Source organism: Leucobacter japonicus (assembly GCF_001273855.1).
Classification (GTDB): Bacteria; Actinomycetota; Actinomycetes; order Actinomycetales; family Microbacteriaceae; genus Leucobacter; species Leucobacter japonicus.
In genome coordinates this window covers 1-26,042 of the sequence record NZ_JHBX01000081.1, presented here as the reverse complement: position 1 = coordinate 26,042, position 26,042 = coordinate 1, and the positions used below count along the sequence as shown (strand labels likewise).

Annotated in this window: 29 protein-coding genes; 2 read left to right on the top strand and 27 right to left on the bottom strand. The window is 60.8% G+C overall.

Annotation, left to right across the window (positions count from 1 at the left end):
* Positions 1 to 94 precede the first annotated feature (94 nt).
* A complete protein-coding gene (locus AMS67_RS04195) occupies positions 95 to 388 on the bottom strand; it encodes a WXG100 family type VII secretion target (RefSeq protein WP_053386261.1) in 294 nt (97 codons plus the stop codon).
* Positions 389 to 572: 184 nt separating this feature from the next.
* Between AMS67_RS04195 and AMS67_RS04190 the strand changes: the two genes are divergently transcribed.
* A complete protein-coding gene (locus AMS67_RS04190; RefSeq protein WP_053386260.1) occupies positions 573 to 3,035 on the top strand; it encodes a type VII secretion EssC family protein in 2,463 nt (820 codons plus the stop codon).
* Between the two features lie 342 nt (positions 3,036 to 3,377).
* The gene (locus AMS67_RS04185) at positions 3,378 to 3,764 is read left to right on the top strand and encodes a hypothetical protein (protein WP_053386259.1); all 387 of its coding nucleotides are present in this window, start codon (positions 3,378 to 3,380) and stop codon (positions 3,762 to 3,764) included.
* A 36-nt stretch (positions 3,765 to 3,800) separates the two neighbouring features.
* Here the strand turns inward: AMS67_RS04185 and AMS67_RS04180 are convergent, their stop codons facing one another.
* The 26 genes from AMS67_RS04180 to AMS67_RS04065 all read right to left on the bottom strand — a co-directional run bounded on the left by AMS67_RS04180 (position 3,801) and on the right by AMS67_RS04065 (position 25,622).
* Positions 3,801 to 4,064 carry a hypothetical protein gene (locus tag AMS67_RS04180; protein ID WP_053386258.1) on the bottom strand — a complete coding sequence of 88 codons (264 nt, stop codon included), beginning with the start codon at positions 4,062 to 4,064 and terminating at the stop codon, positions 3,801 to 3,803.
* Between the two features lie 2 nt (positions 4,065 to 4,066).
* Positions 4,067 to 4,786 (bottom strand): collagen-like protein, encoded by a 720-nt coding sequence (locus AMS67_RS04175; protein ID WP_053386257.1) that lies wholly within the window; start codon positions 4,784 to 4,786, stop codon positions 4,067 to 4,069.
* Entirely contained in the window at positions 4,783 to 5,088 is a 306-nt protein-coding gene (locus AMS67_RS04170; protein WP_053386256.1) for a hypothetical protein, read from the bottom strand. The genes AMS67_RS04175 and AMS67_RS04170 overlap by 4 nt, the downstream gene beginning before the upstream one ends.
* A 153-nt stretch (positions 5,089 to 5,241) precedes the next feature.
* Complete coding sequence (locus tag AMS67_RS04165) at positions 5,242 to 5,982, bottom strand: CHAP domain-containing protein (RefSeq protein WP_053386255.1); 741 nt, start codon at positions 5,980 to 5,982, stop codon at positions 5,242 to 5,244.
* 33 nt (positions 5,983 to 6,015) lie between these two features.
* Positions 6,016 to 6,294, bottom strand: a complete 279-nt coding sequence (locus AMS67_RS17240; RefSeq protein WP_156316527.1) for a hypothetical protein — start codon at positions 6,292 to 6,294, stop codon at positions 6,016 to 6,018.
* Between the two features lie 15 nt (positions 6,295 to 6,309).
* Complete coding sequence (locus AMS67_RS04160) at positions 6,310 to 8,211, bottom strand: hypothetical protein (protein ID WP_053386254.1); 1,902 nt, start codon at positions 8,209 to 8,211, stop codon at positions 6,310 to 6,312.
* Positions 8,212 to 9,663, bottom strand: a complete 1,452-nt coding sequence (locus AMS67_RS04155; protein WP_053386253.1) for a hypothetical protein — start codon at positions 9,661 to 9,663, stop codon at positions 8,212 to 8,214.
* Between the two features lie 12 nt (positions 9,664 to 9,675).
* Entirely contained in the window at positions 9,676 to 10,386 is a 711-nt protein-coding gene (locus AMS67_RS04150; RefSeq protein ID WP_156316526.1) for a hypothetical protein, read from the bottom strand.
* Between the two features lie 340 nt (positions 10,387 to 10,726).
* Positions 10,727 to 11,614: a hypothetical protein gene (locus AMS67_RS04145; RefSeq protein WP_156316525.1), complete on the bottom strand. Its 888-nt coding sequence runs from the start codon at positions 11,612 to 11,614 to the stop codon at positions 10,727 to 10,729.
* Positions 11,615 to 11,623: 9 nt separating this feature from the next.
* A complete protein-coding gene (locus tag AMS67_RS04140) occupies positions 11,624 to 13,774 on the bottom strand; it encodes a phage tail protein (RefSeq protein ID WP_053386250.1) in 2,151 nt (716 codons plus the stop codon).
* Between the two features lie 46 nt (positions 13,775 to 13,820).
* Positions 13,821 to 14,150: a hypothetical protein gene (locus tag AMS67_RS04135; RefSeq protein ID WP_053386249.1), complete on the bottom strand. Its 330-nt coding sequence runs from the start codon at positions 14,148 to 14,150 to the stop codon at positions 13,821 to 13,823.
* 47 nt (positions 14,151 to 14,197) lie between these two features.
* Positions 14,198 to 14,539, bottom strand: coding sequence for a hypothetical protein (locus AMS67_RS04130; RefSeq protein ID WP_053386248.1), 342 nt, complete (start codon positions 14,537 to 14,539; stop codon positions 14,198 to 14,200).
* 89 nt (positions 14,540 to 14,628) lie between these two features.
* Positions 14,629 to 15,216, bottom strand: a complete 588-nt coding sequence (locus tag AMS67_RS04125) for a phage tail tube protein (RefSeq protein WP_053386247.1) — start codon at positions 15,214 to 15,216, stop codon at positions 14,629 to 14,631.
* A gap of 58 nt (positions 15,217 to 15,274) precedes the next feature.
* Positions 15,275 to 15,664, bottom strand: coding sequence for a hypothetical protein (locus AMS67_RS04120; protein WP_053386246.1), 390 nt, complete (start codon positions 15,662 to 15,664; stop codon positions 15,275 to 15,277).
* Between the two features lie 214 nt (positions 15,665 to 15,878).
* Entirely contained in the window at positions 15,879 to 16,211 is a 333-nt protein-coding gene (locus AMS67_RS17235; RefSeq protein WP_156316524.1) for a hypothetical protein, read from the bottom strand.
* Positions 16,190 to 16,609, bottom strand: a complete 420-nt coding sequence (locus AMS67_RS04115; protein ID WP_053386245.1) for a Gp19/Gp15/Gp42 family protein — start codon at positions 16,607 to 16,609, stop codon at positions 16,190 to 16,192. Before AMS67_RS04115 ends, AMS67_RS17235 begins: the two co-directional genes overlap by 22 nt.
* Positions 16,610 to 16,776: 167 nt before the next feature.
* On the bottom strand, positions 16,777 to 17,679 hold the full coding sequence (locus tag AMS67_RS04110) for a phage major capsid protein (RefSeq protein WP_053386244.1): 903 nt from the start codon (positions 17,677 to 17,679) through the stop codon (positions 16,777 to 16,779).
* Between the two features lie 28 nt (positions 17,680 to 17,707).
* Positions 17,708 to 18,190, bottom strand: coding sequence for a hypothetical protein (locus AMS67_RS04105; protein WP_053386243.1), 483 nt, complete (start codon positions 18,188 to 18,190; stop codon positions 17,708 to 17,710).
* Between the two features lie 90 nt (positions 18,191 to 18,280).
* Entirely contained in the window at positions 18,281 to 19,021 is a 741-nt protein-coding gene (locus AMS67_RS04100) for a VG15 protein (protein ID WP_053386242.1), read from the bottom strand.
* Positions 19,021 to 20,415, bottom strand: a complete 1,395-nt coding sequence (locus tag AMS67_RS04095; protein WP_082305281.1) for a phage portal protein — start codon at positions 20,413 to 20,415, stop codon at positions 19,021 to 19,023. The genes AMS67_RS04100 and AMS67_RS04095 overlap by 1 nt, the downstream gene beginning before the upstream one ends.
* Positions 20,412 to 21,959, bottom strand: a complete 1,548-nt coding sequence (locus tag AMS67_RS04090; protein ID WP_075201220.1) for a hypothetical protein — start codon at positions 21,957 to 21,959, stop codon at positions 20,412 to 20,414. Before AMS67_RS04090 ends, AMS67_RS04095 begins: the two co-directional genes overlap by 4 nt.
* Positions 21,913 to 22,203: a hypothetical protein gene (locus AMS67_RS16740; RefSeq protein WP_075201219.1), complete on the bottom strand. Its 291-nt coding sequence runs from the start codon at positions 22,201 to 22,203 to the stop codon at positions 21,913 to 21,915. Before AMS67_RS16740 ends, AMS67_RS04090 begins: the two co-directional genes overlap by 47 nt.
* Positions 22,204 to 22,216: 13 nt before the next feature.
* A complete protein-coding gene (locus AMS67_RS17230) occupies positions 22,217 to 22,729 on the bottom strand; it encodes a DNA primase (protein ID WP_156316522.1) in 513 nt (170 codons plus the stop codon).
* Positions 22,730 to 23,449: 720 nt separating this feature from the next.
* Positions 23,450 to 23,803, bottom strand: a complete 354-nt coding sequence (locus AMS67_RS04075) for a hypothetical protein (protein ID WP_053386238.1) — start codon at positions 23,801 to 23,803, stop codon at positions 23,450 to 23,452.
* Positions 23,804 to 24,041: 238 nt separating this feature from the next.
* Positions 24,042 to 24,320: a hypothetical protein gene (locus AMS67_RS04070; protein ID WP_162230811.1), complete on the bottom strand. Its 279-nt coding sequence runs from the start codon at positions 24,318 to 24,320 to the stop codon at positions 24,042 to 24,044.
* A gap of 42 nt (positions 24,321 to 24,362) precedes the next feature.
* Complete coding sequence (locus tag AMS67_RS04065; protein WP_053386236.1) at positions 24,363 to 25,622, bottom strand: hypothetical protein; 1,260 nt, start codon at positions 25,620 to 25,622, stop codon at positions 24,363 to 24,365.
* Between the last annotated feature and the right edge of the window lie 420 nt (positions 25,623 to 26,042).

The following is a 26,042-nucleotide window of genomic DNA, read 5'->3' as shown; positions in this document are numbered from 1 at the left end:
TGCCAGCACTCTCAAAGATCTCGCCGGCCCGCTTGAGCGCGACCGATGCACTGCTCAGGCGGGCCGACGAGAGTACAAGTTCAGACACCGCTCACTAATTGATCTTCGAGGCGATCTGCGAGTCGAGATCACGCATCGCGTTCGCCGTCCCCGTCAAGAACTGCTGAATCTCATTCAGCTGCGCAATGAGCGTGTTCGCCGACGTCGTGTACTTCGTGTAGGCGTCATTGAACTTACCCGACGCCTGATCCGTCACGAATCCCGACGACACCAGGCTCTGAATCTGCGACTGCATGCCCTGCAACTTCGTCGTGATCTCCTCACGCCCCGCACCCAACTGCGACGCAGCCGACTCGATCTCCCCGTAACTGACCTTGATATTCGACATGCGATGTTCCTCTCAGATATACGCGGTGCCGCGGCTTCGCGAGCGACCAATTTGGGTGACCAATAGAAAAAGACGATACGATACCCATCAAGTATTTACAAATATGTGTTTCACGAAACTGGGCCCAGTGCGGTGGCGCTTCGTCGTGATCGATGCGCCATCCCGAAAATGACTGTGGGGCCCGATGAAGTTCCGACTCTCCGTTGTCGAGTACCTCGACGATGTGCACCAACGCGTTCGAGACGTGACCCTCACGTGCGACGCCACCTCCACAGTCGGCGAGCTCGCGCGTGACCTCGTGCGCGGTGGCGCCGGTCACCCGCAGCTCGTTCCTTTCGCTGTGCATCGTCAGGCTCCGATGACGCTCCGAATGACGCAGCCCGACGGCACCGTGCTGATACTCGACGCGGGCGATCTCACTGCAAGTTCAGGTCTGATCTCGGGTGCACGTATCGAACCCGTTCTCGAATCTCATCCCGGTGACGGGCGTCGTACCAAGCTCGCGATTGCCGCGCTGACCGTTATGAACGGCTCGCAAGAGCAGGTGGTCTTTCTCCCTGCAGATCGTGCCACGACGATTGGACGTGACCGTGCGAATCGAGTGGAGCTGCACGACCTGAGCGTGTCGCGGCGTCACGCGATCCTTCGTCGCGTCGGTGACGCACTCGAAATCGAGGATCTCGGGTCCGCGAACGGCACGTCACTCATTGACGCGAACGGTGAACGGATCGCATCGGAGACCACGATCATTCGAATCAGCCGTTCGGCGACCGTGGAGTTCGGCACAGTCCGGGTGCAGGTCACCCTCGGACCTCCGGCGACTGCGCCCACTCCATTCGACAGCACGGTGCAGCACGTGCAGTCGCCGCATGTCGATCCGGTCTTCAACCCACCCCGAATCGAGCTGCCAGCGCCTCCCGATGAGGCTGAATCAGCACGATTTCCGCTCATCGCGATGGTGGCTCCCCTCATCATGGGCGGGGTGCTCTACCTCACGACGCATTCGACGATGAGCTTGATCTTCGTCGCACTGTCGCCGCTCATCATGATCGGCTCATGGTTCGACAATCGACTCACTCGGCGCAAGACGACCCGTCGCAAGCTCGATGAGTTCGAGGCGGGCATTACGCAGTGCCAGCAAGAGCTTGAGGCGAACATCACGCGCGAACGCACCAGTCGCGACGCCGAATCGCCGTCCGCTGCGACGCTCGCGAGCTTCGTCGCACAACGAGACCCGCGAGTCTGGTCTCGCCGACCCGAGCATCGCGCGTTTCTCGAGTTGCGGCTCGGCACCGGCACCCTGTCGAGCCGCAAAACTGTGGAGCTGCCGCCTCGCGGCAAGATCGCCGCCGCACAATGGACGCGGCTGACCGAACTCCACGATCGCTACACGACAATCGACGCCGTGCCCGTGCTCGAGCGCTTCGACCGCTGCGGTTCGATCGGCATCGCTGGCCACCCGGCGTGGGCGGCATCGGCGGCCCGGGCGATCCTGATGCAACTCACCGCTCTGCACTCCCCGGCCGACCTGGTCATCACCGCGTTCGCGAACGACGCACAGGCCGACGCGGAGTGGGCCTGGATCAAATGGCTGCCCCACGCCGACTCGGCGTACAGCCCCATTTCGGGAGCCCACCTCGCGGCAGACGAGCGCAGCGGAAATCTGCTGCTCACCGAACTTGAAGGCCTCATCGCCGACCGCACTGCGGGCGCGCATGCCGGGCAAGTGCGCTCGCGCATGTCGGGCAACGCGGCAGACGCCGACGAACGCCTCGCCGCCACGGATCGCGAGCCAATGCACCCCGCCGTGATCGTGCTGGTGCTCGCTGACACACTCGTCGACCGCACCCGGTTGGTCGGCCTCGCCGAAGACGGCGCCGACGTCAGCGTGCACATCTTGTGGATCGCGCGTTCGGTCGGCGAGGTTCCCGCCGCATGCCGCACCGTCATCGAGTCCCATACCGACATCTGGCGCACGCATTTCGTGCGGCAGAGTGAAGTGGTTGAACTGAGCTCGCTCGAGGGTGTCGAGCTCCCGGCGATCCAAACCTACGCACGTGAACTCGCGCCGTTCGTCGATGCGGGCGCGCGCGTGCTCGATGAGAGCGATTTACCGCGAAGCGTTGCACTCGCGCGAATCGTGCCCGGCGACATTCTCGGGTCTGCGGAGGCGATCGAACAGCAGTGGCGCGCGACCGACAGCCTGGTCGCGAACTGGCGACCCGGCGGCGAACGTGCACCGGGCACGCTCGCCGCCGTAGTCGGTCAAGGCAGTGCCGGTCCGGTCGAAATCGATCTCAGAGTGCACGGACCCCACGCGCTCGTCGGCGGCACCACGGGCTCGGGCAAGTCAGAGTTTCTGCAAACCTGGATACTCTCGCTCGCGGCGAACTACGCTCCGGATCGCCTCACCTTTCTGCTCAGCAAGTACCGCAAAGCCGATTCGTCATGCGACGCTGCGCACGCTCAAGATCTGCCACCCTTCGGGCACCTTGGATCGCACGTCGGCAAGGTCCACACCTTCGATCTCGAGCAGCCCGTCGCGCTTCGAGTACGTGCCGGTTGCTTTGATCGCGGTTTGCCCTTTCAGCATGGCGACGGGTGCCGATGTGAGGTCGAACCCTTCCGGCCGATGCTGCTCGAGTAACTCCTGGATCTCGGGGAGTCCTTCACCCGCCACTTCAACGGTCACGGTTTCGAGTTTGCGGATGGTGGCGATGAGCATACTGGCAGGCTACCCTTTCACCCATGTTCATCTGTGTTGCATGCGGTGGCCGTGCGGAACGCTTCGATGACACCGTGCGCTGCAATGATCAGAACTGTGGTGTCGTACGGATATTGCCGGCACTCCCCGAACGATTGCCCTGGGAGCAGCATTAGCTCAACCAGCATTTTCCGGAATGGCTAATGCGCATCACACTTCCGTTCACATCTGTGCACCCTTGTGTCACGCTGTAACCTGTTCGAACATACTTTCGAATGGTGGTGGATGGTGGAACGGTCGAACCTGATTCAGATCGCATCCGATGAATGGGTGGTGATGCGTGAGTTCGCGCAGTACCCGAAAGCCATCATCCGGGGAATGCGTGATGCGTCGGGTGAGGCGCGGTTCATTCTGCTGTCGTGGCATCCGGTCAGGCACAAGCAGCACATGATGGGGCTGTTCGACACGAAAGAAGCCGCCGAGAAAGCAGTGCCGTGGCCGTCACGAAACCCACCCGTACCGCCACGCCCAGAAGACCGGGAAGCAGCCGAAGCCTACCGGCGACAATCCGGCAACGACGGCAACGGTTACCCGCCAGGATCACCCGACCGAGCACGCGCAGACGCACGACGAAAAGCCCCCACCCAACCCGGAGGTCAGATGGGGGCATGAAACAAAATATTGTGTTTCGTTTTGATTCGTTTTGATTCAGGCGGCGTGATCGCCAGTCGACGGCTGGTAGTCGTCGGGAATGCCGCGCGAGATGATGTCAAAGTACGACTGCAGGCCGTTCACGCCAGCGCCGACGATGACGCCAGCGACGCCGACCGCAGCGGCCAGCAGAGCTTCCTGTGTGAACGCCAGCGTGACGCCGGCAGGGATCACGAACGAGGTCGCGAGGGACTGTGCAGCAGTACGGATGAAGCCGCGCTTGGCTGCGAGCTTGGTTTCTGCCGGGATGGTCGAGGTCATGGTTACTCCAATTCGGGGTCGATGATGCGGCACACACCAGCCGATGCGGTAGTGCCGTCTGTGTAGGTGACTTGCCATGTGCCGTTGTCGTCACAGGTCAGGGTTTGGATGCCGCGCCCGTCTTTACCGGGTGCACCATCTATGCCGGGGGTTCCGGCTGGGCCTTGGGGTCCGGTCGCACCGGATTCGCCGGTAGCGCCGGGAACACCTTGCGGGCCTTGCGGTCCGGGGGTGGTGGAGTCAGCACCGGGTGCACCAGTCGCGCCGGGGAGCCCGATTGCACCTTGGCTGCCCGTGGCACCGGTCGCACCGTCTTTACCGGCCGGTCCGACGCACACGATCGGGAGACAGAACGCCGACACTGCAGACGCGATCTGCGAGCTCGACGCGTCACGACCAGCAGGCCCAGACGGACCCACCGGGCCAGGCGGACCAGCAGCACCAGTCGCACCCGCCTCTGGCTCCGGCGCTTCACTCGCGACCTGTGCAGGGTCAGGGGCTGCAGGCTCCTCCCCCGTCTCCTTCGTGAACTCGTCATACAGTTCCACATAACGGTCCTGCCACGACATCGACTGCTCATGCCACGCCTCACGGCCGATCCACGCCGAAGTCCAGCCAGTACCGAACACCAGCGCAGTCACAACGAGCGCGATCGAGAACACGACCACGATGCGCCGGCGCTCCTTCTGTGCCGCCTTCAACAGTTCGTCTGGATTGCTCACTGGTCACTCCTCAACGCTTCAGGCAGCTCCGGCCACGGCGGAATCGTGCCCGTCTCCACACCGTGCTGGATCATCGCGTAATGACGCGCCCAAGCAATGTCACGCTTCTGATACTTCGTCAGGTTCAGCTCGATCATGTCGATCCGCTCCGCCTGCTTATTGCCCCGCTCCCGCTCCGCTGCGAGGTCTTCCTGCAACTGATCCAGGCGGGTGTTCTCGATCGTTCCCTTGCGCGGTAGGAGGGCGATCAGGGCGACGACAATAGCGAGACCCCAACCGCCGATCGTGGGTATCAAATCCATACAGCTCTCCTACATTCGAGGCCACCAACCCGGGTCGGGCGGGAACGGGTCAGTCATCGCGACGCTTGCTCAGCCACGCCCCGAACGCGATGACAACGGCGAGAATCACTAGCGCCGCGCAGCACACCCCGAGCAGTGGGACGATCGTCGGCATCATTCCCGCCCGGCGCGTACCGCAGCGCAGGCGCTCTTCACCGCGTTGTAGTGCGAGACTCCAACAATCGATGACGGAGCGGCGACGCCGAACGTGCGGAGGATGTTCGTGTTGTACTTGCCGTCGGCGGATTCGAACTCGTGAAAGAATCCGCTCTCGGTATTGAAGATCGCATTGATCTGCTTCCCGCCGGTCTGGACTGCGATGAAGCCGTTTGCGTTGGCCATGAGGTTCTCCTTCTGGGATTGTGTGAGTGTGGGGGTCTTGCCTGCGTCGACGCTGCCAACGGTGAGGGCTCGCGGCCGCAGGTAGCCGATGAGCCCGTTGGTGATGAGGTCCGCGATCTGCACGGCCCCCGGGTTCTGGGTGAGGCAGCGCAGCATGCGCCCGCCGGGGAGCGCCTCGAGCACGGTCGCGACGTGCGACCACGGGTACCAGACGGTCCCGTAGTCCCAGAACGCGACGTCGCCAGGACGCGGCGTCGCCGATGCCGGCAGGATCTCGAACCACTGCTCGAGGCCGGCAGCGCGGGCATTGTGGAACACGTTGCACGCGTACCCCGAGTGCGGGTTGCTGCCGCCGGCGTCCGCCCACGTCGTGAGCGATGGCACGCCGATGAAGTTTGTTGCGTAGTGAGACCACTGGTCCCAGCACTGTGCACCGAACCAGCCGTCGACGTCGATGTATTGCGAGCGCACCGAGCTGACGTACTGCCCGAGCGTCGCGAGAGTGGGCGCCATGCGTTCCCCTTTCGTGGGAATGAGAAAGCCCCGCTACTCGGCGGGGCTCGGTGGGGTTTCGGTGGTTGGTTCGGGTGGAGACGCTTCAGCGGTGCGCAGCGCTTCGACCGCGGCGAGAATCATCGCGTCAGTGATCCCGTCGGTATTGCTAGTGGCGTACTTCTGCACCCACTCGGGCAACGCTGACAACACCCACATCTGGCTTGCCGCCCACTGCACCGGATTCCCTTCCCCAAGTGATGCTGCACACGCCGTCACACGACGCAGAATCGACTCATCATTGGCAAGCTGCCACTGAACCAAATACGACACCAGTACCTCCTAAATTCACTTGCCCCAACGCCCGGACCCGGCGAACCGTGCGAGCGCTGCGGAATGGTTGTTGCGGAGCGTCAAGAACCCTGAAGTGGTTACGACGCCCGTCGCAGGAAGAGAAGCCCATCCGTTGCACAGGAACGGTTGAGCGGTGGCGGGGTACGCCCATGACGGGAGCTGCACGAAGTTCACGCGCTCCGCCCCCGCCGCTACGTTCGTGGAGAAGGTGAGGTCGTATTCCATGACGATCTCGCCGTTCGTCTGCCGGATACGCAACGACCCTGCAGTGATCCCAGGAACCGTGACCGTCACCCAATCGCGGTCACCAGAGAACTCGACTGCCGCCTGGAACTTGATCGGCCCTTTTACTTCGACCCGATCTCGGAAAAAGACAATCGCGTTCTGCCCGTTCCCGTTGACGCCGCCAATAAAATATGACTCGTCATCCAGGTTCGGAACAATATCGAAGTAGAAGTCTGACGAAGCAGCGCTCTTACGAGACAAGAGGTTTAGCTGCCCACCGTCCTGCGAGCTCGCCACCACGAACCCGCGCGCAGCGCCGCTAGCTGAGAAAGCTGATCGAACTCGCATGTAGGAGCCTCGAGCCTCGACCGTCCCGTACGGGGCCACCCCAGTCATCTCTCTGTCGTAGTGCGCGATTCCGCTCAGGTCTGTGGCGTGCACGAGATAGCGCCCGACACCCGCTGATCGAATCCCAGTCGAGTTAACCCACCCATAGTTGAAGCTGCCATCATTCAACGAGAGGCCACCGTTGAGTGTGAGTTGACCGCCCGAGGAATTCAGCGAAGCGACCATTACGCCTAGGGTGTTGAACGCTTTAAGGCCGTCCACATCGAACTGCAGGCGCTGCCCGGTCGCAGCAGTTCGGATCACTGACCCCGTGATTGTCATGCCGTCGATTGCTGTCGCAGCAAGCTTCGCCGTCGTGATTGCGCCGGCCGCGATCTTGTCAGCCACGACCGCCCCGACCGCGAGCTTCTCTGCAGTGACTGCGAGCGCCGCCAGCTTGTCCGTCGCGATCGCACCAGCAAGGATCTTTTCAGCCGTCACAGCGTCCGCGGCGATCTTCACCGCCGTCACCGCGTCAGCTGCGATCTTCCCGGCAGTGATCGTAAGCGCCGCTATCTGCCCAGCCGTCACCGACTCCGCCACCAAACGTGAACCCGCCAACGTGCCATACGTGCCCGACCCGATCGACACCACCGGAATCACCGACTCCGACAACGGACGCTGCACCCATCCCAACGCCGTGAGCTCCCACACCTGCGTGACCTGACCCGAACCATTCCGCACGTACCAGATCGCACCAATTGGACGCCCCGAAGCATCACCAGCAACCGGGGCAACGGTTGCCCACTTGTTCACCCCGTTCGCGAGGTTCTGAGCCGCCAACGCATCCTCAATCGCTTGCGTCGCATCCGACACCGCATCCGCGGCATCCGACACCGCCTGAGCCGCCTCAGAACGAGCCAGACCCGCCTCAGTGAGTGCCGTATGCGCATCCGCGAGCGCTTGATCAAGTTCGAGTTTCGCGGCCGCCAGATCCGCGTCCAGCTCGGCCGCGAACTCAGCCGCCCAATCCGCACCATCCGCAGCGATCTGCCCAACGTCTTCCGCTTCCCAAGCGTCTTCCGTCATTTCCGGAAGAACGTCGACCACATCATCGGAGATGTCGCGGGAATCCGTGATCTCGCCATCCTGCAGTTCGACCGACTCGGCAGTGTCCGAAGCACCCACCAGCAACGAATCGACAAACACTTCATCGTCACCAACAGTGACCGTGCTCCGGGACACCTGGCCCGTACGAGCCAACTGCTGAGTGCCTCGCACCGCCCGAGCCGACAACCCGAAATCAGCGCGCGTATTCATCTTCCGACGCAGGCTCTGAACCATCTACGCATCCCCCAACATCAAGTCGATCAGGTCTTCCCCAACCCACTCCAACTCCTCAATGCGCTGCCACAACCGTTGCCGCCCAGCCCACCCAGAATCCGCGTCCACGAGGATCGTGTCACCCACCTCGAACGTACCAAACTCAGCGTTCGGGTGGTTCACGACCCGCACCGCAGCAACCTTCAACGGGCGCGACCGCACCGCAAGTTCTGCCTGAGCGAGTTTCTGCAGCACCGACTTCTTGGTGACGTTCTTCGCATCAACGACATGCACTTTGCGGCGGCGAGCAGACTTCACGGCAACGGTGACCTCGAGAGAGTCTTTTCCCTCACCAGCCCCGATCGCTTTCACCACGTTCGCATACTCGTTCGAGTCAGCCTCAATCGCGACCGTCTCAACGATGTTGTCGCCCTCAACGAACGCGAGCGCCGTCTGCTTCTTCCCTACTCGGGGAACTGCGCGGATCTCTTTCAGGATCTTCGACCGGTCAGCATTCCAGCCCGACCACTCACCCCACTCGTATCCGACCTCGTCGAGCGCCTCCTGGATGGCTTGCATGCAATCCGGGGTATCCCACCACAAGATCTTCCACGCGCCACCGTCGTCGCTCTGCTTCTCTTTCTCCGCTTTCAGCTTCTCACTGGCAGTCTTCAGCGTAGCGTCAGCAGTCTTGATCTGTTCTCGGAGCGCGACCAGTGCGGAGTCGATCGGGGCAAGCGCGACTTTCTTTGCCGACTGCGCATTCTTCACCGCTTGCACTGCAGCGTTACGGAGGTTCTGCGCCGCCGTCACCTCTTCCGGGGTTGGCTTCGGGTCGCGCTTTCGCAACGCCTGCAACTCCGTCAGACGCATCTTCGACACCGCCTGCAGCCCCTTGATCGTCACATCATGAGACTTCGTGACCTGCTGCTTCTCCTTCGTCTTCACAGTGCGAGCATCGGTGAGTAGCTTCTTCACCCGCTTCGCTTCACGCGCCGCCTCATTTGCATCATCCACCTTCTCGTCTGAGTCCGTGCCCACACGAACCGTCGAAGACCCCGTGAGCGTCACCCCGATAGACGCGCCAGCGAACGACTGCGCATGCGTGACCACATGCCGTGCTACGGCAACAGGGTCAACCTGCACGCCCCGATACTCGCCCTCATACGGGCGGTCAGCGAAGTAATCCGAGAACCCCGCACCATCAACCCGCCACACCGCGCCCTCAAACTCAGCACGCGTGACCAGCCAAGTACCACGAATCACACCATCAGATTCCTCATGAATGAACGTCGCATACGGGTCAATCAGCTTGTCCGTACCAGCCCACTCATACGCGGCCACTACCGGAACAATCTGCCCCGAAAACGAGCCCGCACCATTCAGACGACGCCCCGCACCAGAAACAACAATGGGGAGTTCCAAATCGAGGAACACCCCATCCGAAATGCGTTCAACAATGTAGCGAAGCATCAAGCCCCCTAATTAGACCGCTGTCTCGTAGAACTCGATATCGAGCACCAATGACGAACCCGCATCCAAGATCGGTGCAGCGGAGGCGGTCGAGCTCGCAGTGCGGTACGCCTTCGGCAAGAACTTCTTCGACGTACCACGCAGCCCTGACGGGATCGCGACATCACATGCCGCCGCCATCATGTCTTTCCCGACCGTCGTAGAGTTCGGGGTTTCGTACACCGTGTTCGGGCAGTTCACCCGGTTCGGGTCACTGTTCAACCCGATCTGAACCCAGGTCGCACCCAACGAGCGGCCGGCGGGAATCTTCACCCCAGCCCACGTCATGATGATGCGTGCACGCTGCGCCCACGACGGAATATCGATAGCACCGACCACGTCGTCAACGAACTCAGACGGCCACCAATCACCACCAGTAGGCCACGGGTCCACGTTCGTGATCTGGCTCGAGAACCCAGACGGTGAAGCCCACGTACGGAGAATGCGGACACTCCGTGGAGACTGCACCACACGCAAATCCTCAATCATCGCGTTCGTGATCGTCCCCGTCGACACCGGCCAGTTAATCGCCGCCAACGTCACACCCGTCACATTCGCGTACGGGCCGGTCGTGATCTGATCCAACGACTTCACCCCAGCAGCAACCCCCGGGATCACCGTCACCCGAACAAAATTGTTGCCGTCCTGCCACTCCTCCGGAGTCGTCGGAGCCGGATACGTCACCGACCCCATCTCCGGATCAGTGACCTCCAAAATCACCAAATCCCGACGCCCACCAGACGACCCCGTACCAGGCACATCCAACACCGTCACCTGAGCATCATTAATCGGTCCATACGACTCCCGAGAAGCAGCATCCGAATCACGCGACTGCGCAACACCACCACCCGGAGCGACCCGAAACCCAGTACCAGGCACCGCCAACGCCGACACCTTCAAATCACCAGGACGAGAAACACCAGAACCCTCACCAACCTGCTGCTGATAAGCGCGCCGAAACAACCGAGCCGAATGCTGCGCACCATTAATAACCCAAGGCACCAACCAAGCCATAACCCACTCCTCAAAAACTCGTAAAAGCCGGGTTACGGATAACCCCAAGCTCAGCAGAACCAGTCGGGTCATACCCGCGCAGAACCACCGTGTGAACACCCGGACGCAACGACACATCCGACAACCGCGAACCAGACGGCGACAACGCCCCCGGAAACGGAGACAACACATCCGGAGAACCCAAATAGCCGCGCTGCACCCACCGCGCCCACGGCCGCGTATCCACCCGCAAAAACTGGTCATACGCCAGCGTCGTCCGGAAGACCAGGCGCCCAACACCAACGATCTCGATCTCCGGATTCGTGACCGGCCCGAACACCTCAAACACCGGCCACGTCGCAACATCACCACCAACAACCACCGAACTATTCCGCTCAGCCGGCCCCGAATCAAACGTGAACGGAGCCTCAGCCGGGAACGTCAAACCACCCGACACAGGCGGCACAAACCGGACCCGCGTCAACTCCTCCGGGCCATACCAAAGATCATCAGCCGCCTGGAACTTGGCGGACACTTTCGCATACCCCGACTCCACACGCTGCGCGTCAGATTCAAACTCGCGTGGCCGGCCAAACATGAACCGGCCTCGCGGATGCTGCAAAGTCGCCATCGAACCACTACGGAGTCGGTCACCATCGTTTCGCCAAGCAGCAGCCAGTTCCGAAAGCCCCTCGAGAGTTCTTTCTTCCGAGCCACCATTCACCCATAGCGAGAAGGAAAGTGACGCGGGAGGTCGAAAATCCTGCCCGAATCGCGTGCTGTCGCTTCTTGGGATGTCCCGGTCATCGACGCGGAGCTTCCCTGATTCAACCGCCCACGAGTCAACGACGAACAAGTTTTCATCATCACCGAATTCGACCTGACCAGTGCTCGAAGCAAGTTTCCAGTTCCACACCATGAAGACCTCCTAGAAGCCAGTCCGACGACGTTCCGATGCTCGCTGCCCTGAGTAGACGTCGATCTCCTCGTTTGCGACCACGCGGGCGCGCGTCAAAATCGACCCATCAGCATCAACCAGCGTCACTGCAGATGGGAATGCCGAAGACCGCGCATCGCTAGGAACAGAGACCAGGTGACTCACTGCGGTATCAATCCGCCCAGCAATCGTGCTGTCAGCAACACCTTCAAGCAGACCAAGCCCGACCATCTTCCCGACCTCGTCACGGAACACCCGTGAAGGCGAGTGGATTCCAAGGAACTCCTTGACTCCATCGAGCATCGCCCCGCCCACGTTTCGAACTGCGGAGACCGCATTCCCGATCATTGAGCCAACGCCATTAATCAGGCCTTGGATCATTTGCTGCCCGACCGAGAAAAGCAACGACCCCAGCCCAGAAAGAGTGGAGAGGATCTGACCCGGCAACGTGCGCACCGTCGAGACGACGTTGAGAACACCCTGAGCCACGGCTGTTACCGCCGACTGCCAAGCCATCTGCGCAACAGCGGAAATCTGGCTCCACATCGGATTCCAGACGGCAGCCACCGCCTGCATACCTTGGCTGACCGCGGCAACAATTCGCTGCGAGTCGCCAGTCACGAGACCGACAATGAACCGGAAGGCCGACTGGACAATGTCACCGGCAGCCTTCCAACCCAATGAAAAGTAGGAGACGACCTGTGCAATGAAAGTCGATACTGCGGCAACGATCTTGTTCCCGGCATCTTGGACTTGAGCGATGAAGAAGCCGACGACGAGGCCTGTGTACCAAATTGCTTGCCACATCTCAGCGATCGGCCCTTGCAGTTCCCGAAGGCTGTCTGCAAATCCAGTCACATCAGCGCTGCCCGTGAACAGGTCCAACAAAGCAGTCATTCCGCCTAGCAGATCTGTGATGTACGGCGTCAATTCTTGAATAAGATCCGCAAGCACTGGCGAAAGCTCGGCCAGCAGGTTCGTGATCGCAGGGATCAACGGAAGGATCGCCACAAGCAGATCCGCGAACGCAGGCGCAAGCTCAACCACCGCATCAGCAAGGGACTGTGCGATCTCCGGAAGACGCGGCCCAATCGCTTCACCCAGCTCACGGAACGCCTGCCCCAGAGCACCCCCGATTAATGACGCTGCTTCACCAATGACAGGCATGATTGGTGCCAACGTGTTGAGAAGCTGAGGTATTGGGCCGTTCTTGACGGCTTCCGTGATCTTGTCGAACGACTCGAGGAATCGGTCGCCCATCCCGTCGATATTGAACAGTTCGGAGAGACGTGCGTTGATGCTGTCCACCCAGGGCCGAAAGCGTTCTGCAAGCCCATCCAAGATGACGGTGACCTCATTGAAGAACGTCTTAGCTCCCCCAAGACCGTCCTCAACAAACACGAGCCCCAGGCGTGAAAGAGCAGCCCGCATATTTGCAAACGCGCCCCGAGTGGTATTGCCCGACTCGAGCGCAGCCCCACCGACGTTGTCTTCAAGCGCTTTCCTGAAACGCTCGGCATCAACCTCGCCCTTCGTGACCATCTTCGACATCTCTTCAGCAGTCACGCCGTACTCATCTGCAAGCATCTGAAGAATCGGGATGCCGCGCTCCGTCAGACGGTTCAGATCCTCGGTCTGGGCTTTGCCCTTCGCCTGGACCTTGTTAATGATGTCGCCCATCTCCTCCATGGAGACGCCGGCGATAGTTGCTGCGTCGGCGGTGAGACGGAGATACTTTTCGAGTTCCTGACCTGGCTTGATGCCAGATGCAACCGCAGAAGCTGCCGTGGTCGCGGCGGCATCCAACCCAAACGCTGTCCCCTTGACCGACGCCAGCGCATTCGACATGATCGTCTCGACAGACTTCGTGTCATGCCCCAAGCCCTTGAGCTTGGCCTGCGCATCCTCGATATTCAGGGCACGGGAAATGCCGCCACCGACCGCGAGAGCTCCGACCGTTCCGGCGAGTGCAGCGACACCCAAACCGACCCGCTTGATGCCAGTCCCGACCTTTGCGAAGAAGCCATCAGTTTTCTTCTCCGACTTGCCCATAGCTGAATCGATCTGGCCTTCGACAGACTTGCCGAAGCCGCGTCCAGAGGGCAGCAACGTGACATAGGCAACACCAACCTCTTGCGCCATAAACACCTCCGAGGTGGGTCATGAGCAACCGGTCAATGTGAAGTTCTTAGAGCCCCAAGCGCTCGTTGAGGCGCTCACGGCGAGCACGCGACTCGCTGTCGTTCCGAGGGAGCACAGCCTTCGGTTTGCCTCGCTCCCACGGCCGGTCGACGGGCTGGGGCATGGGCTGGTTCTTGCCGCGATTCATGACGAGCTTTACGTCGAGATCGTTGTAAAAAGCGACCTCATCGGGTGACGGCACATAAGACCATCCGGCCAACGACGCGAAGGTGTGAGACGTGTGATCGTTCAGAATTCCGTCAACGAGAGCCATCATCTGCTCCCACGAAAGTTCCTGGCGGTCGATCCGGTCCACGCCGAAACCGACCCGCGTCATCAAGTCATACTCGAGCGCGGGCCGGTGATGGGCGTAGACGACGACCGCTAGGAGTGCGCTTTTGGGTCGTAGCCCGTGACCTCCGCAGACTGGCGCAGCCATTCCGTCATCACAAGCTGCAAGTTGTCTTCATCGAGTCCCGCAATGTGACGGGTGGCGTCGGGGAACGCATCAGCGAGCGTTTGGATGAAGAACGACCACGCTGAAGCAACCTCAGCCTCAGACATCTTGCGGCCCGACTGCAGCTTGTCCCAGAAGATCGCGAACGCGGACATGACGCCCATCGGTACGCCCCTCTGCCCAAGCACAGGCAGACGAAACAGCACCTTGCCGTCACGCCCGAAATCGACCATCTCTACCGTCTCAGCGTTCTTGCCAAGTTCAATCATTGGAGCAACCCTTCAAAGAATGTGAGCAACCATTACGGGGAGAACCCGTGGGCAGGCGGTTGCAAGTACCTGCCCACGGGAGATTTGGGCTACTCGCCGTCTTCCTCTTCCTCGGCAACAAACCCCCATGCCTTGAAGTGGTACGGGGATGCAGCAGCCCCTCGGAAGGTGCGGAACGTTGCGGCGAGCGCGAGCAGCGTCGTGCGGTTGAACGTGATTCCCTCACGCTCGGAGATCTGCACGTTCGGGTAGTGGACCAGTACGAGGCGTTCCTTCTGGTCAAGCCCAACTGTGACTATGTCGTACCGCTTCGACGCCGCAGCGGTCGTCACGGTGATCGAGCCGTCAGTCGCGACCGTCGTGTCGAAGTACGCCTCAGCCGTGGTCTTGTTGCCCTCGAGCCCAGCAAACGCGACCGTCCAGAACCCTGGATCAGACTCGGCAACCAGAACGTCACCGTTGTGTCCGGTGAGCTCGGTAGTGTCGCCGGCGTTAGGTGCCAGCGTGAAACCGTCGTCGGAGTAGTAGCCGATCTGGGTTGCGGCGTTCGTTGGCGTCCAGTCAGGTCCAGTCGGAACATCAGTGGTGCCAGCTTCACGAATGAAGATCGCACCATCCTTAATGAGACGCGCGAGATTCGGGTCGACCCCCGACGTCAGGTATGCAGGTTTAGCCATCACGGCCCCTTTCAACAGAAAAGCCCCGCACTAGGCGGGGCGAGAACAGGAGTATCGGTTAGGTAGCAACCTCGAGCAGCACAGTCATGTACTGGTACTCGATGCGCGTCACCTCATCAGCGACACGGAGCGGGCCGGACTGGATCTCGGCGGACAGGATCACTTGGGAGGTGGCAGGAGCAGATTCGAGCGCAGCGCCGGCAGCGGCGCAAAGATCGAATGCGTCACCAAGATCCGCGCTGCCATCTTTGCGGACCGACCAAGCTTGCACACCGACCCTGCAATACCGAGACAGTGGCGTGACGCGCTGTTGAAGATCGGCACGGGACACAAGCACTCGGTATGGTTTCGCCTTCTCCGGCTTCACCAATTCCACCTGTTCAACCGATCCGAGCACATCGAGTATGGCCGCATCGATATCAGGAGTGTTCGTAACGAATCCTGGCATCAGACACCACCAAGTCTGCGGGAGAGGGTGCCGTTCTTTGCCTCATCGCTCATGCGCCCATAAGCGCGAGCGCGGGCTCGAACTCCGTCTGAGGCGATATCAGTTTCTACATCCCCACCGAGCGTCTCTCGCAGAAGTGCCGCTGTCTCCGCACCCATCAAGACTTGTTCGCGAAAGTTCTTGCGGTTGAGAACAAACTTCACTCTCTTCGCCATTAAGGAACCCCTTCGAACGAATCTTTCAACACAACAACAAGACCACCGGCACCATGCCCCCGCCACTCAGCAGCTTCGGCGTTGACCTCATACTCGCGCCCCCGAACACGCAGCAGATCATCTGCAGACACGTCCGGCCATAGATTCGGCCAGTACAACGTCGGTTCCACCACTGATGGCTGCCGCCCGACCTCGACAGCAGGGATCACGTGCCGCGGGGCGTAGAGCGCCTTCGGCAAGTCAGATTCCGTGGTGTCGTAGATCGGTTGGTTGTAACGATCCCGCCCGGTCTCGACGCGGCGGATACGAGTTACAGGGTCGATTCCGTCCATGGCAACACCCCCGAACCAGGCGGCGCGGTGTCGATCATGAACGCCTTCTGCTTGCCGCACCCGAGAAGCTTCCGGTCAGACTTCGTGATGTAGAGATCACCCATTGGGTTCTGGAAGGACCGCTGCTGTGAGAAAGGGCCGGCCGTCCCCATGATCGAAGACACCCCGCTCAGATCCCCCGAGTCGCCTTCACCGCTCGCGATCATCGCGCGCTTCACCATCTCGCACGACACGATCTTCCGAGACGCAAGCTGAGCCTCAGTGGGCGGGTCAGCCGGGGAACACTCAGCATCCAAACGAACCTGAGCATCCCCCAGCAAAACCCCCGCACGGGTCTTCTCCGTGGCCGAGAGGGTGCGCCACCGCGCCTCTAGATCAGTGACCGTCGCATACGCCATGACGCACCCCCATCACTCGGTTTTCCTCGGGCGGCCAGGCTTCCGCTTAACGGGAGCCTGCTTGGGATCCGGCTTTCCCGGAACCCGCCACCCCTTTTGGAGAAGCACGTCAGCTAGCGGCTGGTCGACGGTCGCCACAGTTCCCGAAGGAGAAACGACCGCCACCATCACGCGCCCTCGGTGTACTTCACGAATGCCTCGGTGTCATGCACAAGCCAACCGAACTCGGCCTCCGCGCGAACTGCAACCAAGTTGTGCTCCCACAGCGAAACGAGTTCGCCGTCGAGCGTGACCGTTGCCTGGGTCGACACGTCGTAGGAGATGCCACCAACGACACCCCAGACAGCCTTGCTCCAGTCGCCGCCGAAACCGACGATGCTGCCCGCAGCGACGCCGTCGCCAATGAACGACGGGCGGCCCAGAAGACGACCCTGACGCACAGTTGCAGCATTCTCGACAGTGGGGCTGTCAATGAACAGCGGGCGGCCATTGGCGTCCACAGCGCCGTTGAACACGGGCTCCGCGATGGAATCCCATGCGCTGCCAGTGAATCGCTTCTTGTCATTGACTAGAAGCGCCAGGCCTGCATTCACGTCAGCGAAGATGCTGCCTGCAGCAGTAGCAGCCGTGCCGAGCTCCACAGCCTTCGTCGTTGCAGCGATGTTGTTGCCCGTGCCGAAAGGGCTTGCGGTCCCGTGCAGGGCTGCGGCATCGAACGCCACCGCGAACGCTTCCGCAATGTCGGATCGCAGATCCTGGATGTAATTCGCCGGGTTCGCACGGACGACCTCAGCCGACACGACGGAGATCGCGGCGATCTTGTGCGGCTTGATGGTCTTGAGGGTCTTCCCGCCAGCGGTGGTGGGTTTCTGCCCGCCCTCAGCGACCCAGCCCGCGGTGGGCTTCGAGGTCGTTACGGGGATCTCCTGGCCATTGATGCCGAGCGGCACCTGGCGTACAAGCTGCTGCACGACGGACTGCTTGCGTGCCTCATCGAAATAGGCCTGCGCCTGGTCGGGCTTAAGGAACCCAGCGAACTCGCTGGTCTTGGTGGGTGCGGTCTGAGCCATCACCATCTCCATTCAGTAAGTGGCACCTTTAGATGCCGAGTACGTTTTTCAATGCGTTTTCGATCCCGTCGCCGTTGAGCGCCGTGTTCGGGCTCTTACCTTCTTCGGGATCGAACGGAGCCCATGCGCCCTTGCGCTGCGGCTCCTCGGTAGTCGGGGTCGTGATGAGCTTCGCGAGCTTCTCTGCCTTCGCCTCGAGCTCGGCTTCGTCTGCGCCCGTCAGCAGGTCAAGGTGGTCCTCACCAATCCCATGCTTCGCTGCGATCCGGAGCCGTGCAGCCTCGTGCTTAGACGCCGCAAGCTCGCGCTGCGCAGCCTCGGCTGCCTCCGTCGCTCGCTGCAGCTCGCTCTTCTCGGCGTCCTTCAGCTTCTGCAGTTCCTCAACTGCGCTGAAGTTCTCCTTCGCGCGGCCCTCCCACTTTCGGGCTTCGGCCTTCCAGTCGGTCTTGTCCTCCTGCGCGCCCTGCGGCTCCACAGCCGGCTGCTCGACCGGCTCGGTTACTTCGCTCATCGCTTGTTCCTTCCGTGCGGAATCGACCACCAGCCCCGTGCGGGGCAGAAAGTCATTTGTTATGGGTTACCCGCCATGCGGCGGGGAGATTTAGAGGGGCGGGAACACCCCATCTGTGTACGAGTCAGGAAACATCCGTCGCATCTCTGAAGCGATCAACTTCATGTCGCCCGAACCAGTCGCCTGACGCGCAGCCATGTATTGGTCGTAGAGAGCGTCGGGGTCATACCCATCGATATGCGCCGCGTCCTTGTCGAACTCAGCCACCACTTGGCAATCGCAGTCATCGTGATAGTGTTCGCGCGCGATGCCGGCAGTTTCACGCGTGAGATAAACGAACCCGCGGCTTGCGAGCATCGAGCACCATGCGCACGTCTTCGCACCAGTCGGCACCCGTGCGAAACGCGGCCGTGCCCTATCTCGGCCAGCGTTCCTGGCGATAGTGTCGCGTGAGCCGTAAAGCACGAACCTCTGCAGAGATCCAGACAACAATGCGAGAGTCTGTGCGGGATCGTCACCGAACAGGCTCCCTGATGCATAGCGAACGGAACCCTCAACCTGAGTGTGACCGACCGCATCGCCAAGCACGGCAGCATACCTGCCGCCAACCTGCGATGCCCGCTGCGCTTCGTACCACTCAGCAGCCGCAGTTGCAGCCGCGTCTCCGTACTCTTGCGCGAGCATCGGCATGAACTCGAGCAAAGCGTCACGAGCCAGCTCAGGCCGCGTTAAATCGAGCCCGAAAAAGAATGCCTCAAGCTCAGCACGTGCGAGCTCGACCACACGGGACCCCAACGCGGCAAGCTCGTTGAGATCCCGTCGAGTAGTCATCAGACCTCCTGCGGGTCAGCCACCACACCCTGAGTAAGCAACTGCCGCGCTGAAGCCCGACGTCGGGTGGCCTGCATCGAGTCGATCTGCTGCCGGTCATAACCCAACATCTCAAGCGCTTCATCGGTTTCCGCAAGCCACGGGAACGACGACACCTGCTTCGTCACCGCGTCAGACGCAGACACCACAGACGGCAAAGCCGGGTTGCGGAAGTGCGGGCGAATCTGCCGGTACACCTCACGAGCCGCCGGCGAGTCATCGTGAATGCGCAGAGCACCCACCACGAGACGCTTCCAAGCGGGAGACACCGTGTCCGTGAACTCCTTCGCGTCCAGGACGAGGTCTTCCTTCGCCTCGATGATCGCGTCCGCAGACTCCGGGTTGTCCTGCACAATGCCGAACGAACGCGGCGTCATGTTGAACTCAGACGACACCAACGATGCAAGCTGTCGGATCTGCGCGAAATGCGGTTCGAAGGACTGCTGCGAGAACTGACCCACCGATGGTAAATCACCGTTCTCGTCACGACCAACTGCGAACATACGGCCAATGACAGCCTGCCATGCGGGGATGGGCTTGCCGTCTGGCCCGATGAACGTATCCTCATCAACGCCAAGCGCGTACCGCTGGGGGGCCGAGAAGAACTCCGCCGACACCTCGGAACGCAACAGGGTACGAACTCCGGAATCCGTGAGCGCCATCACGGCGCGAGAGATTCGAGACTTTCCAAAGGGTCGCGACAGCGAGGGCTTGTGAGGCAGAACCTCAACCGGCATCCCGAGATCGTGCCGCATTCCCTGCACATCCCATCCTTCAGCTGTTCTGCGAAAGGCCACTACCTCGCCATAGCGATACAGGTTGAACCGCGACACTTGCCCGGCATCATCAGCGTCAATGACAGATAGCGCCGATGAGAGACCGCGGCGTCGGGCATCCCACTTTCCGGTAGCCCATTCCGCAGACTTCAAAGAAATCACGGCTTCGGGTTCGCCCGCATCAGCGTCACCCGCCTGCACAAAACCGAAAACGCAAGACGCCACAGCAGCATCCGTATGAGCCATACGCGACTCAACACCAAGCCGGTTGTCATCCCAAACCGCAGAGAGGCCGATCGACTCAGCATCAACACCGGCCGGCGTAGTGAACCCATCCAGGACGGACCGCTTCACCAGCCCCTCGATGCCCTTCGCCGACCAACCGATCACCGTTTCGATATTCCGAAGCTGCGGCGGGATCGCGATACCGAGATCCTTCAGCCCAGCCTTGTAATCGAAGTACCGACGCCTAACTAGGTTCCGGTACTGCTTCTTCTGCAACTGACTGAACAGCACAGCAAGCTCATCCCGATACTCATCCGGAAGACCAGACACGAATGGCATAGAAGAAACCATCATCGCAACACCACCGCCCTTGCCTTCCGCCCCGGACGACGCTTTGTCGTCAACGCAGCCCAAACCGCCACAGAAACCGCCTCAATCGGCGTTTCATCACCACCGGGAACAGTCACATCCCAACTCCACGAACCAGCCGTGCCGCGCAGTTTCTTGTCACACACAGCAACCGACCGATCCAGGAGATCCTGGTTCGCCGACTCATCCGCCGAATGCGTCACGGACTTGTCACGCATCCCCGTCTCGTACATCGAGCACGCCGTGAAATACTCAGGCGAGTTCAAGATGTGCACCGCCTTCCGCGGCACACCCAGCTCAATGAGCTTCCGAGACAGCACCTCAGCATGAGAACGACCAGAAATCGCATACAACGCCGTCTTCTCACGCCGGTTTTCCTCCGCGAGCCACGCTGCCAGCGCATCAAGCCCGGAAGACATGTGACCAGAGAACCCGTCCACAACCTCCGCGTGCGCCCCGTCAGCATGTTTCATTCCGCCAGCAACCGCAACACGCTTACCATCGAGCGAGAACGTCACTCCAAACGTGCGCACCTGCTCAGCAGAGCGCAACGCAGCTACCTGCTCAGAGTCACGCCCCTGGCGCTCCCACAGTTCAGCAGAGATCAGACGCGAACCGGAATCATCCGAATCCCAGATGCCCATCGCCTCACGCAGCCACGACTCGACCGACGGCAGATTCTTGCGAAGACGCAACATGGAACGCAGCGGAGTGCGGTGAGGAAATGACGGGTTCGCCTTCTCCCACTGCTTCCGGTCGTCCGGGTCCGCATCCCGGTCGGCCGAACACTCAATGTAGACCGCATCGCACTCTACGTTGGGATCTTCCTTGCGCAGCGCTTCAAGCTCAAGTGCCTCACGCCTGCGAGCCTTGAACGCCTCGCCAGGGTCAATCGGGCGTGGTGGCGTGCCCATGAAGAAGAGCAGTGCTCCATGCTCGTGCCGCGACTGGTTCGTCGCGGCAACCATGTCCTCGAGAGCCTTCTCGGTGAGAATCTGCGCCTCATCGAACACTTCAACGTCGACCTCATCGAAACCTCTACCAAAGCCCTGCTCTCGAGCACCGAACATGATGATCGAACCGTTGGTGAAGTGAATCTCCTGCTCGCCATTGACGGTGCGGATCTTCTCAACGAACGGCGCGACACTCTTCTTCTTCGCGAACCCCTGCAGAGAAGCAAACGTCTTCGATGTCGTGCGCGTCCGGTGCGCAGTCCACAACACCGTGAAATTCGGGAAGATCGTGCACAGCGCGAACACGATGCGGCCGATCATGTACGTCTTCGCAACCTGGCGCGGGATACTCAACGTAATCCCACCCACGGTCGCCGCATACTCGCCTGACGGCCGCTTACCCAACATCAACTTGCCAGCACCCTGCTGCCACTCATCGAACGAGTCACCGAACTCACGAATCCTGGCATACACCGCCGGCCAACCCGTCGAAACAATCCCAGACGGCATCACCACATGCCGAGCAACCTCAGATAGCTTGCGAGTCGAACGCTTCGTCTGCGGTGTCGGCTGCATCAGTGGCCTCCTCCGCCTGCTGGCGCTTCAAAGCTTCGATCTCCTTAGAGATCTCGATCTGCCGTCGCGTCAATGCCGCCAAATCCCGCGCCGAAGTGTTCTCGTTATCGATTGCGCGGGCAATCACCCGACGCATCTGCACTAACTCGTCCACCCGTGAACCCTCATCAGCAGCCTCAAGTACCGACCGGATTGGCTTCTTCGCGGTATCCCCTGGCTCCACCGCACGCAATTTCGTACCCATGCGGCATCACCACCTACAACGAGATACGGTTTCCTGTGGTCAAAATGAAACGCTGACGCGTGTAACGCTCGTGGCGACCCTGCCACTTTTTCGATCCTGCTGACTCTTCAGAAGCAACAAAGACGTGAACGCCGTTGCCCGACACTGACCTCTCCACGAACAAGACCCGCTCAGGAATCAGCGAGATCAAATCACGCGCCTCATCATCAGTCACCTTGTCGAAGTCGTAGCAGCCGAGCCCGCCACCCAGCATCACGCCAAATCCATTACCAGCGGATGAAAGGCGAACGTCAGCGAAATAAGACCAAGTGCTCGAGTCGTTCGACTTCGCCGGCGAACCATCCACCGCGATCGGCCGCTTCCCATCAGCACGAACCCAGCGACGCCCCGAAGTGAGCTCGCTAGGAAACCCAAGAGACTTCTTCTCCCGCCGATTGCCAGCAACACGGCAACGAGTCGAGCAGAAGCGCGCATCAATACGAACAGTGACCATCGTCCCGCCGCAATTCGCGCACCGCTTATCCATGCATCAAGGATACCATTTGTTACGGATAAATGGCGGATTTTCAATGAATTTGAAGCGCGTGAATGACGCGCCAATCCAGACGCCCGCCTACCGCATCGAGGGGTAAAAAGACCCCACCCGACACGCGAAAACCCGCCACAGCCGATCACAGTGACAGCCAGAGCGCACCAGCACCGTGTGGAAAAAATGACGGGGAGAGATAGCCCTATGCACCTGGGGAGGGCTGGAAGGGGGCAGGGAGGGGGTCTGGGGCACGTGTGGTTTTGCCAGCCGATCCGTTCAAGAGATCTCCTATTTCGCCGTTTACCAGTCAATGAGTGTCGTCGTTGACACGATCGAACGGTTGCGGTTGTCTCGGCTCAGCTCGTCAGGTGTGCGGTTACCTACCCACTGGTTGCATGCTCGATGTGTGAGTGTGGTGTTGCTGAGCTCGTAGGGTGATCCTCCGCGCGATACGGGGATGATTTCGTGGATCTCTGGGCTCTGGGGTAGGCGTGGTGGGAGTGTTTTGTCGACGGGGGTGTGGCACAACCAGCATGTGGTGTCGCGTGCGTACACCCTCGCCTGTGTTTGGTTGCGTCGGTGCCCGTTTTGTCGGCGTGGGTTGCTCTTGTGGGGGTGCCCCATGTTTGTTGACACCCCCTGCGCTTTTAAAGGGTCGGGGCCATGCAAAAGCCCCCGGCACCTTGTGGGTGCTCGGGGGCCGCTCTAGCTCTCTGGCTAGGGTGCTGTGCTGCTTGCTCCGCCTGCGATCATGGCGATGATCCAGAAGAGGGTGACGGCTGCGATGATCGCGAGCGTGGTGTATCCGAGCACAAGTCCGGTGATTGCCTGCCCCTTACCTACTCCGACCTTGGCGACCGCGTTCTGGCCTACGTGCCCGAAGATGACTGCGAGCAGTGCGGGAAGGAACCCGAAGAACGCTGCTGCGATACCAACGATGGGCAGTGGCGCCCAAATCCCGATAACGAGGGCGATGATGCCGAGCACCAGCGCGGTGACGGCCATGCCGTTGGACGGCGGCTTGACTACCTGCTGGTAGACGTACTGCTGCTGCGGCTGCTGATAGGTCATACCTGAATGCTACCTGTGCGCTTACCTACGCACTAGTCGCACGAGCGGCTGTATGCCTTGTCGTCGTCTTGGCAGTATGCGTCTGCCGCACTGGGTGACTCGTATGGTCGCCTGCAGTAGGTGCACTCAGTCACAGTCGGCCCCAATGTCCTCAGCGTCTTCGAGCAGCCAGGCACCCTCGTCTTCGGGTGGTGCTTGCTGGTTGAGCATCCGGATCAGGGTTTGCATCAGTGCCTCCCTATTCCTTGGGCCAGTTGGCCGAGTTGAACGGGCTCGTCTTCCAGGCTTCCTGATGCCACCTGCGCCTGCGAGTGATCTGGTCATGCACCTGCTTGGCAACCCATACGCGCCAGTTGATCCGTGAACCGGCTTCGATGTCGAGCCAGCATCCGTCCACGAGGCAGTCGGTGCCGTGGTCCCAAGCGAAGACTCGCGGCAGGAGAGCACAGAGCCCGATAGCAGCGAGGATCATTCCCCAACCGGATACAACACCGATCCAAAACACGACCGCCTCCATACCCAAGGTTGTGCGCCTACCCTTGGGTAAGCGCTGGTCTGGTTACAGGATGGTGAGTGATCCGAGGTCGAATCCGTCTGGTGTGATGTCGAAGATGAGTACGCCGGGGTCGGAGTCTCGTCCTGCGGTGTTGCGGTACCAGTCGGAGCCGTTGTCGAGTGTGGGTGCGCCCATGCACCACCGCTGCTTGCCGGTCGTGGGGTTTCGCCCAGCGACGTTCATCGAGAAGCTGTGGTAGTGGCCGTGGACCAGTACATCTGCGGTAGCGACGGCTTGTGCGCCGAACGTTTGCTTCTCCCACCATGTGACTGCTTGTCCGGGTCCGAACTGGTTTCCGTGGACGAGGCCGACGCGGGTTCCGTCGATGTCGATCGCAGCGGATTCGTCGTACTCGGTTGAGGCATGGAATGTGACGTCGTGGCCGGCCGCTTGGGTGATCTTTGCTACCTGCTGGTGCATGAACAGTCCGAGGTCGTCGCCTGGGTTTCCGAGGTTCTGCTTCCCGTTGCGCCACGCAGCGTGGTTGCTGGGCACTGCGAGAACATCAACGTGTCCGTGCGGGAGCATGACTTTCAGCCATTCCATGAGCTCGGTGCCGTAGAGGTCGAGCTGTTTCGTCAACGAGAGGTCGTTGGTGAACATGGGGTTGCCGCCGGATTCGAACCCTTCGATGCCGTCGCCGCCGTCGAGAAGTACGCACGCTTTCGGGTTGCGCTGCTCGAGTGCTTGGGTGAGCTTCTGCCGCTTCTCGATGCTGCGTGCAATGAGTTCTGGTGTGCCGCCGCGGCTCGCTGTCTTCCCCACTTGGGGGTCGCTCCACACGACAACCGTAGTCCGGTCCGTGCGCGCGTGCTCTGCGGCTTCTACGATCTCGTGTGCGGCCGCGTACAGTGCGGGCAGGTCGAGGTAGTCGATCTCTTGCTTGCGTTGGAAGCGTGCACCATACGAGTACAGCGTCACCGTTGAACGGGTGCCATCCTCGAGGCCTTTCGACTGCTGCCACGCCTTCATCGTGACGCTGTCGTCAACGATGACGAAGTCATCAGGGTCACGATTGAACAGGCGGAACACGTCACTGAAGTCAGTGAGTGGTGTTTCGCTCTGGTAGCCGGTGAAGCTTCCCGTGTCTCCCGTGATTTGGAACTCAGTCGCTCCGGTGGTGGGTGTCTGCTCGTGGTTCGCTTTCGCGGCCGATGCTGTCACACGCAAACGTTTACGCGCTCGCCGCACTGATGCTTCGTTGCATCCGAGTTCACCCGCGATGGCGACGTTCGACCATCCGGCGGCGGCGAGTTCCTGCACGCGTGTGTCATCGATTTGTCCAGGATGGTTCGCCAATGAGTCCTCCTGAGAGTGTTGGGTATCCGCGCTACTCGACCGCGTGTGCGTCTGATTGCGCTTGTGTGCTCCGGTGGTGGGCGGATACTCAAGATGTGAGGGCGGCGGCACTCGGCCCCGTCGTGGGGCGGGTGACACTTGACAGCGCCTGACGCCGCCCAGCGAATGCGCCAGGACTCGAACCTGGAACCTCCGGTTTTGGAGACCGGTGCTCTAGCCAATTGAGCTACGCAGACATTTGCGTGCCTCGCATCGTCATACAGCACGCTCTCCCATGTACGGGAAGCTCGGGGCGGGTCACTGTGCTGCAACCCGCCCCAGAAACACGAAAGGCCCCGATCTTGTGATCTGGAGCCTTGTTGCAGGGACACTTCTCCCTGACCT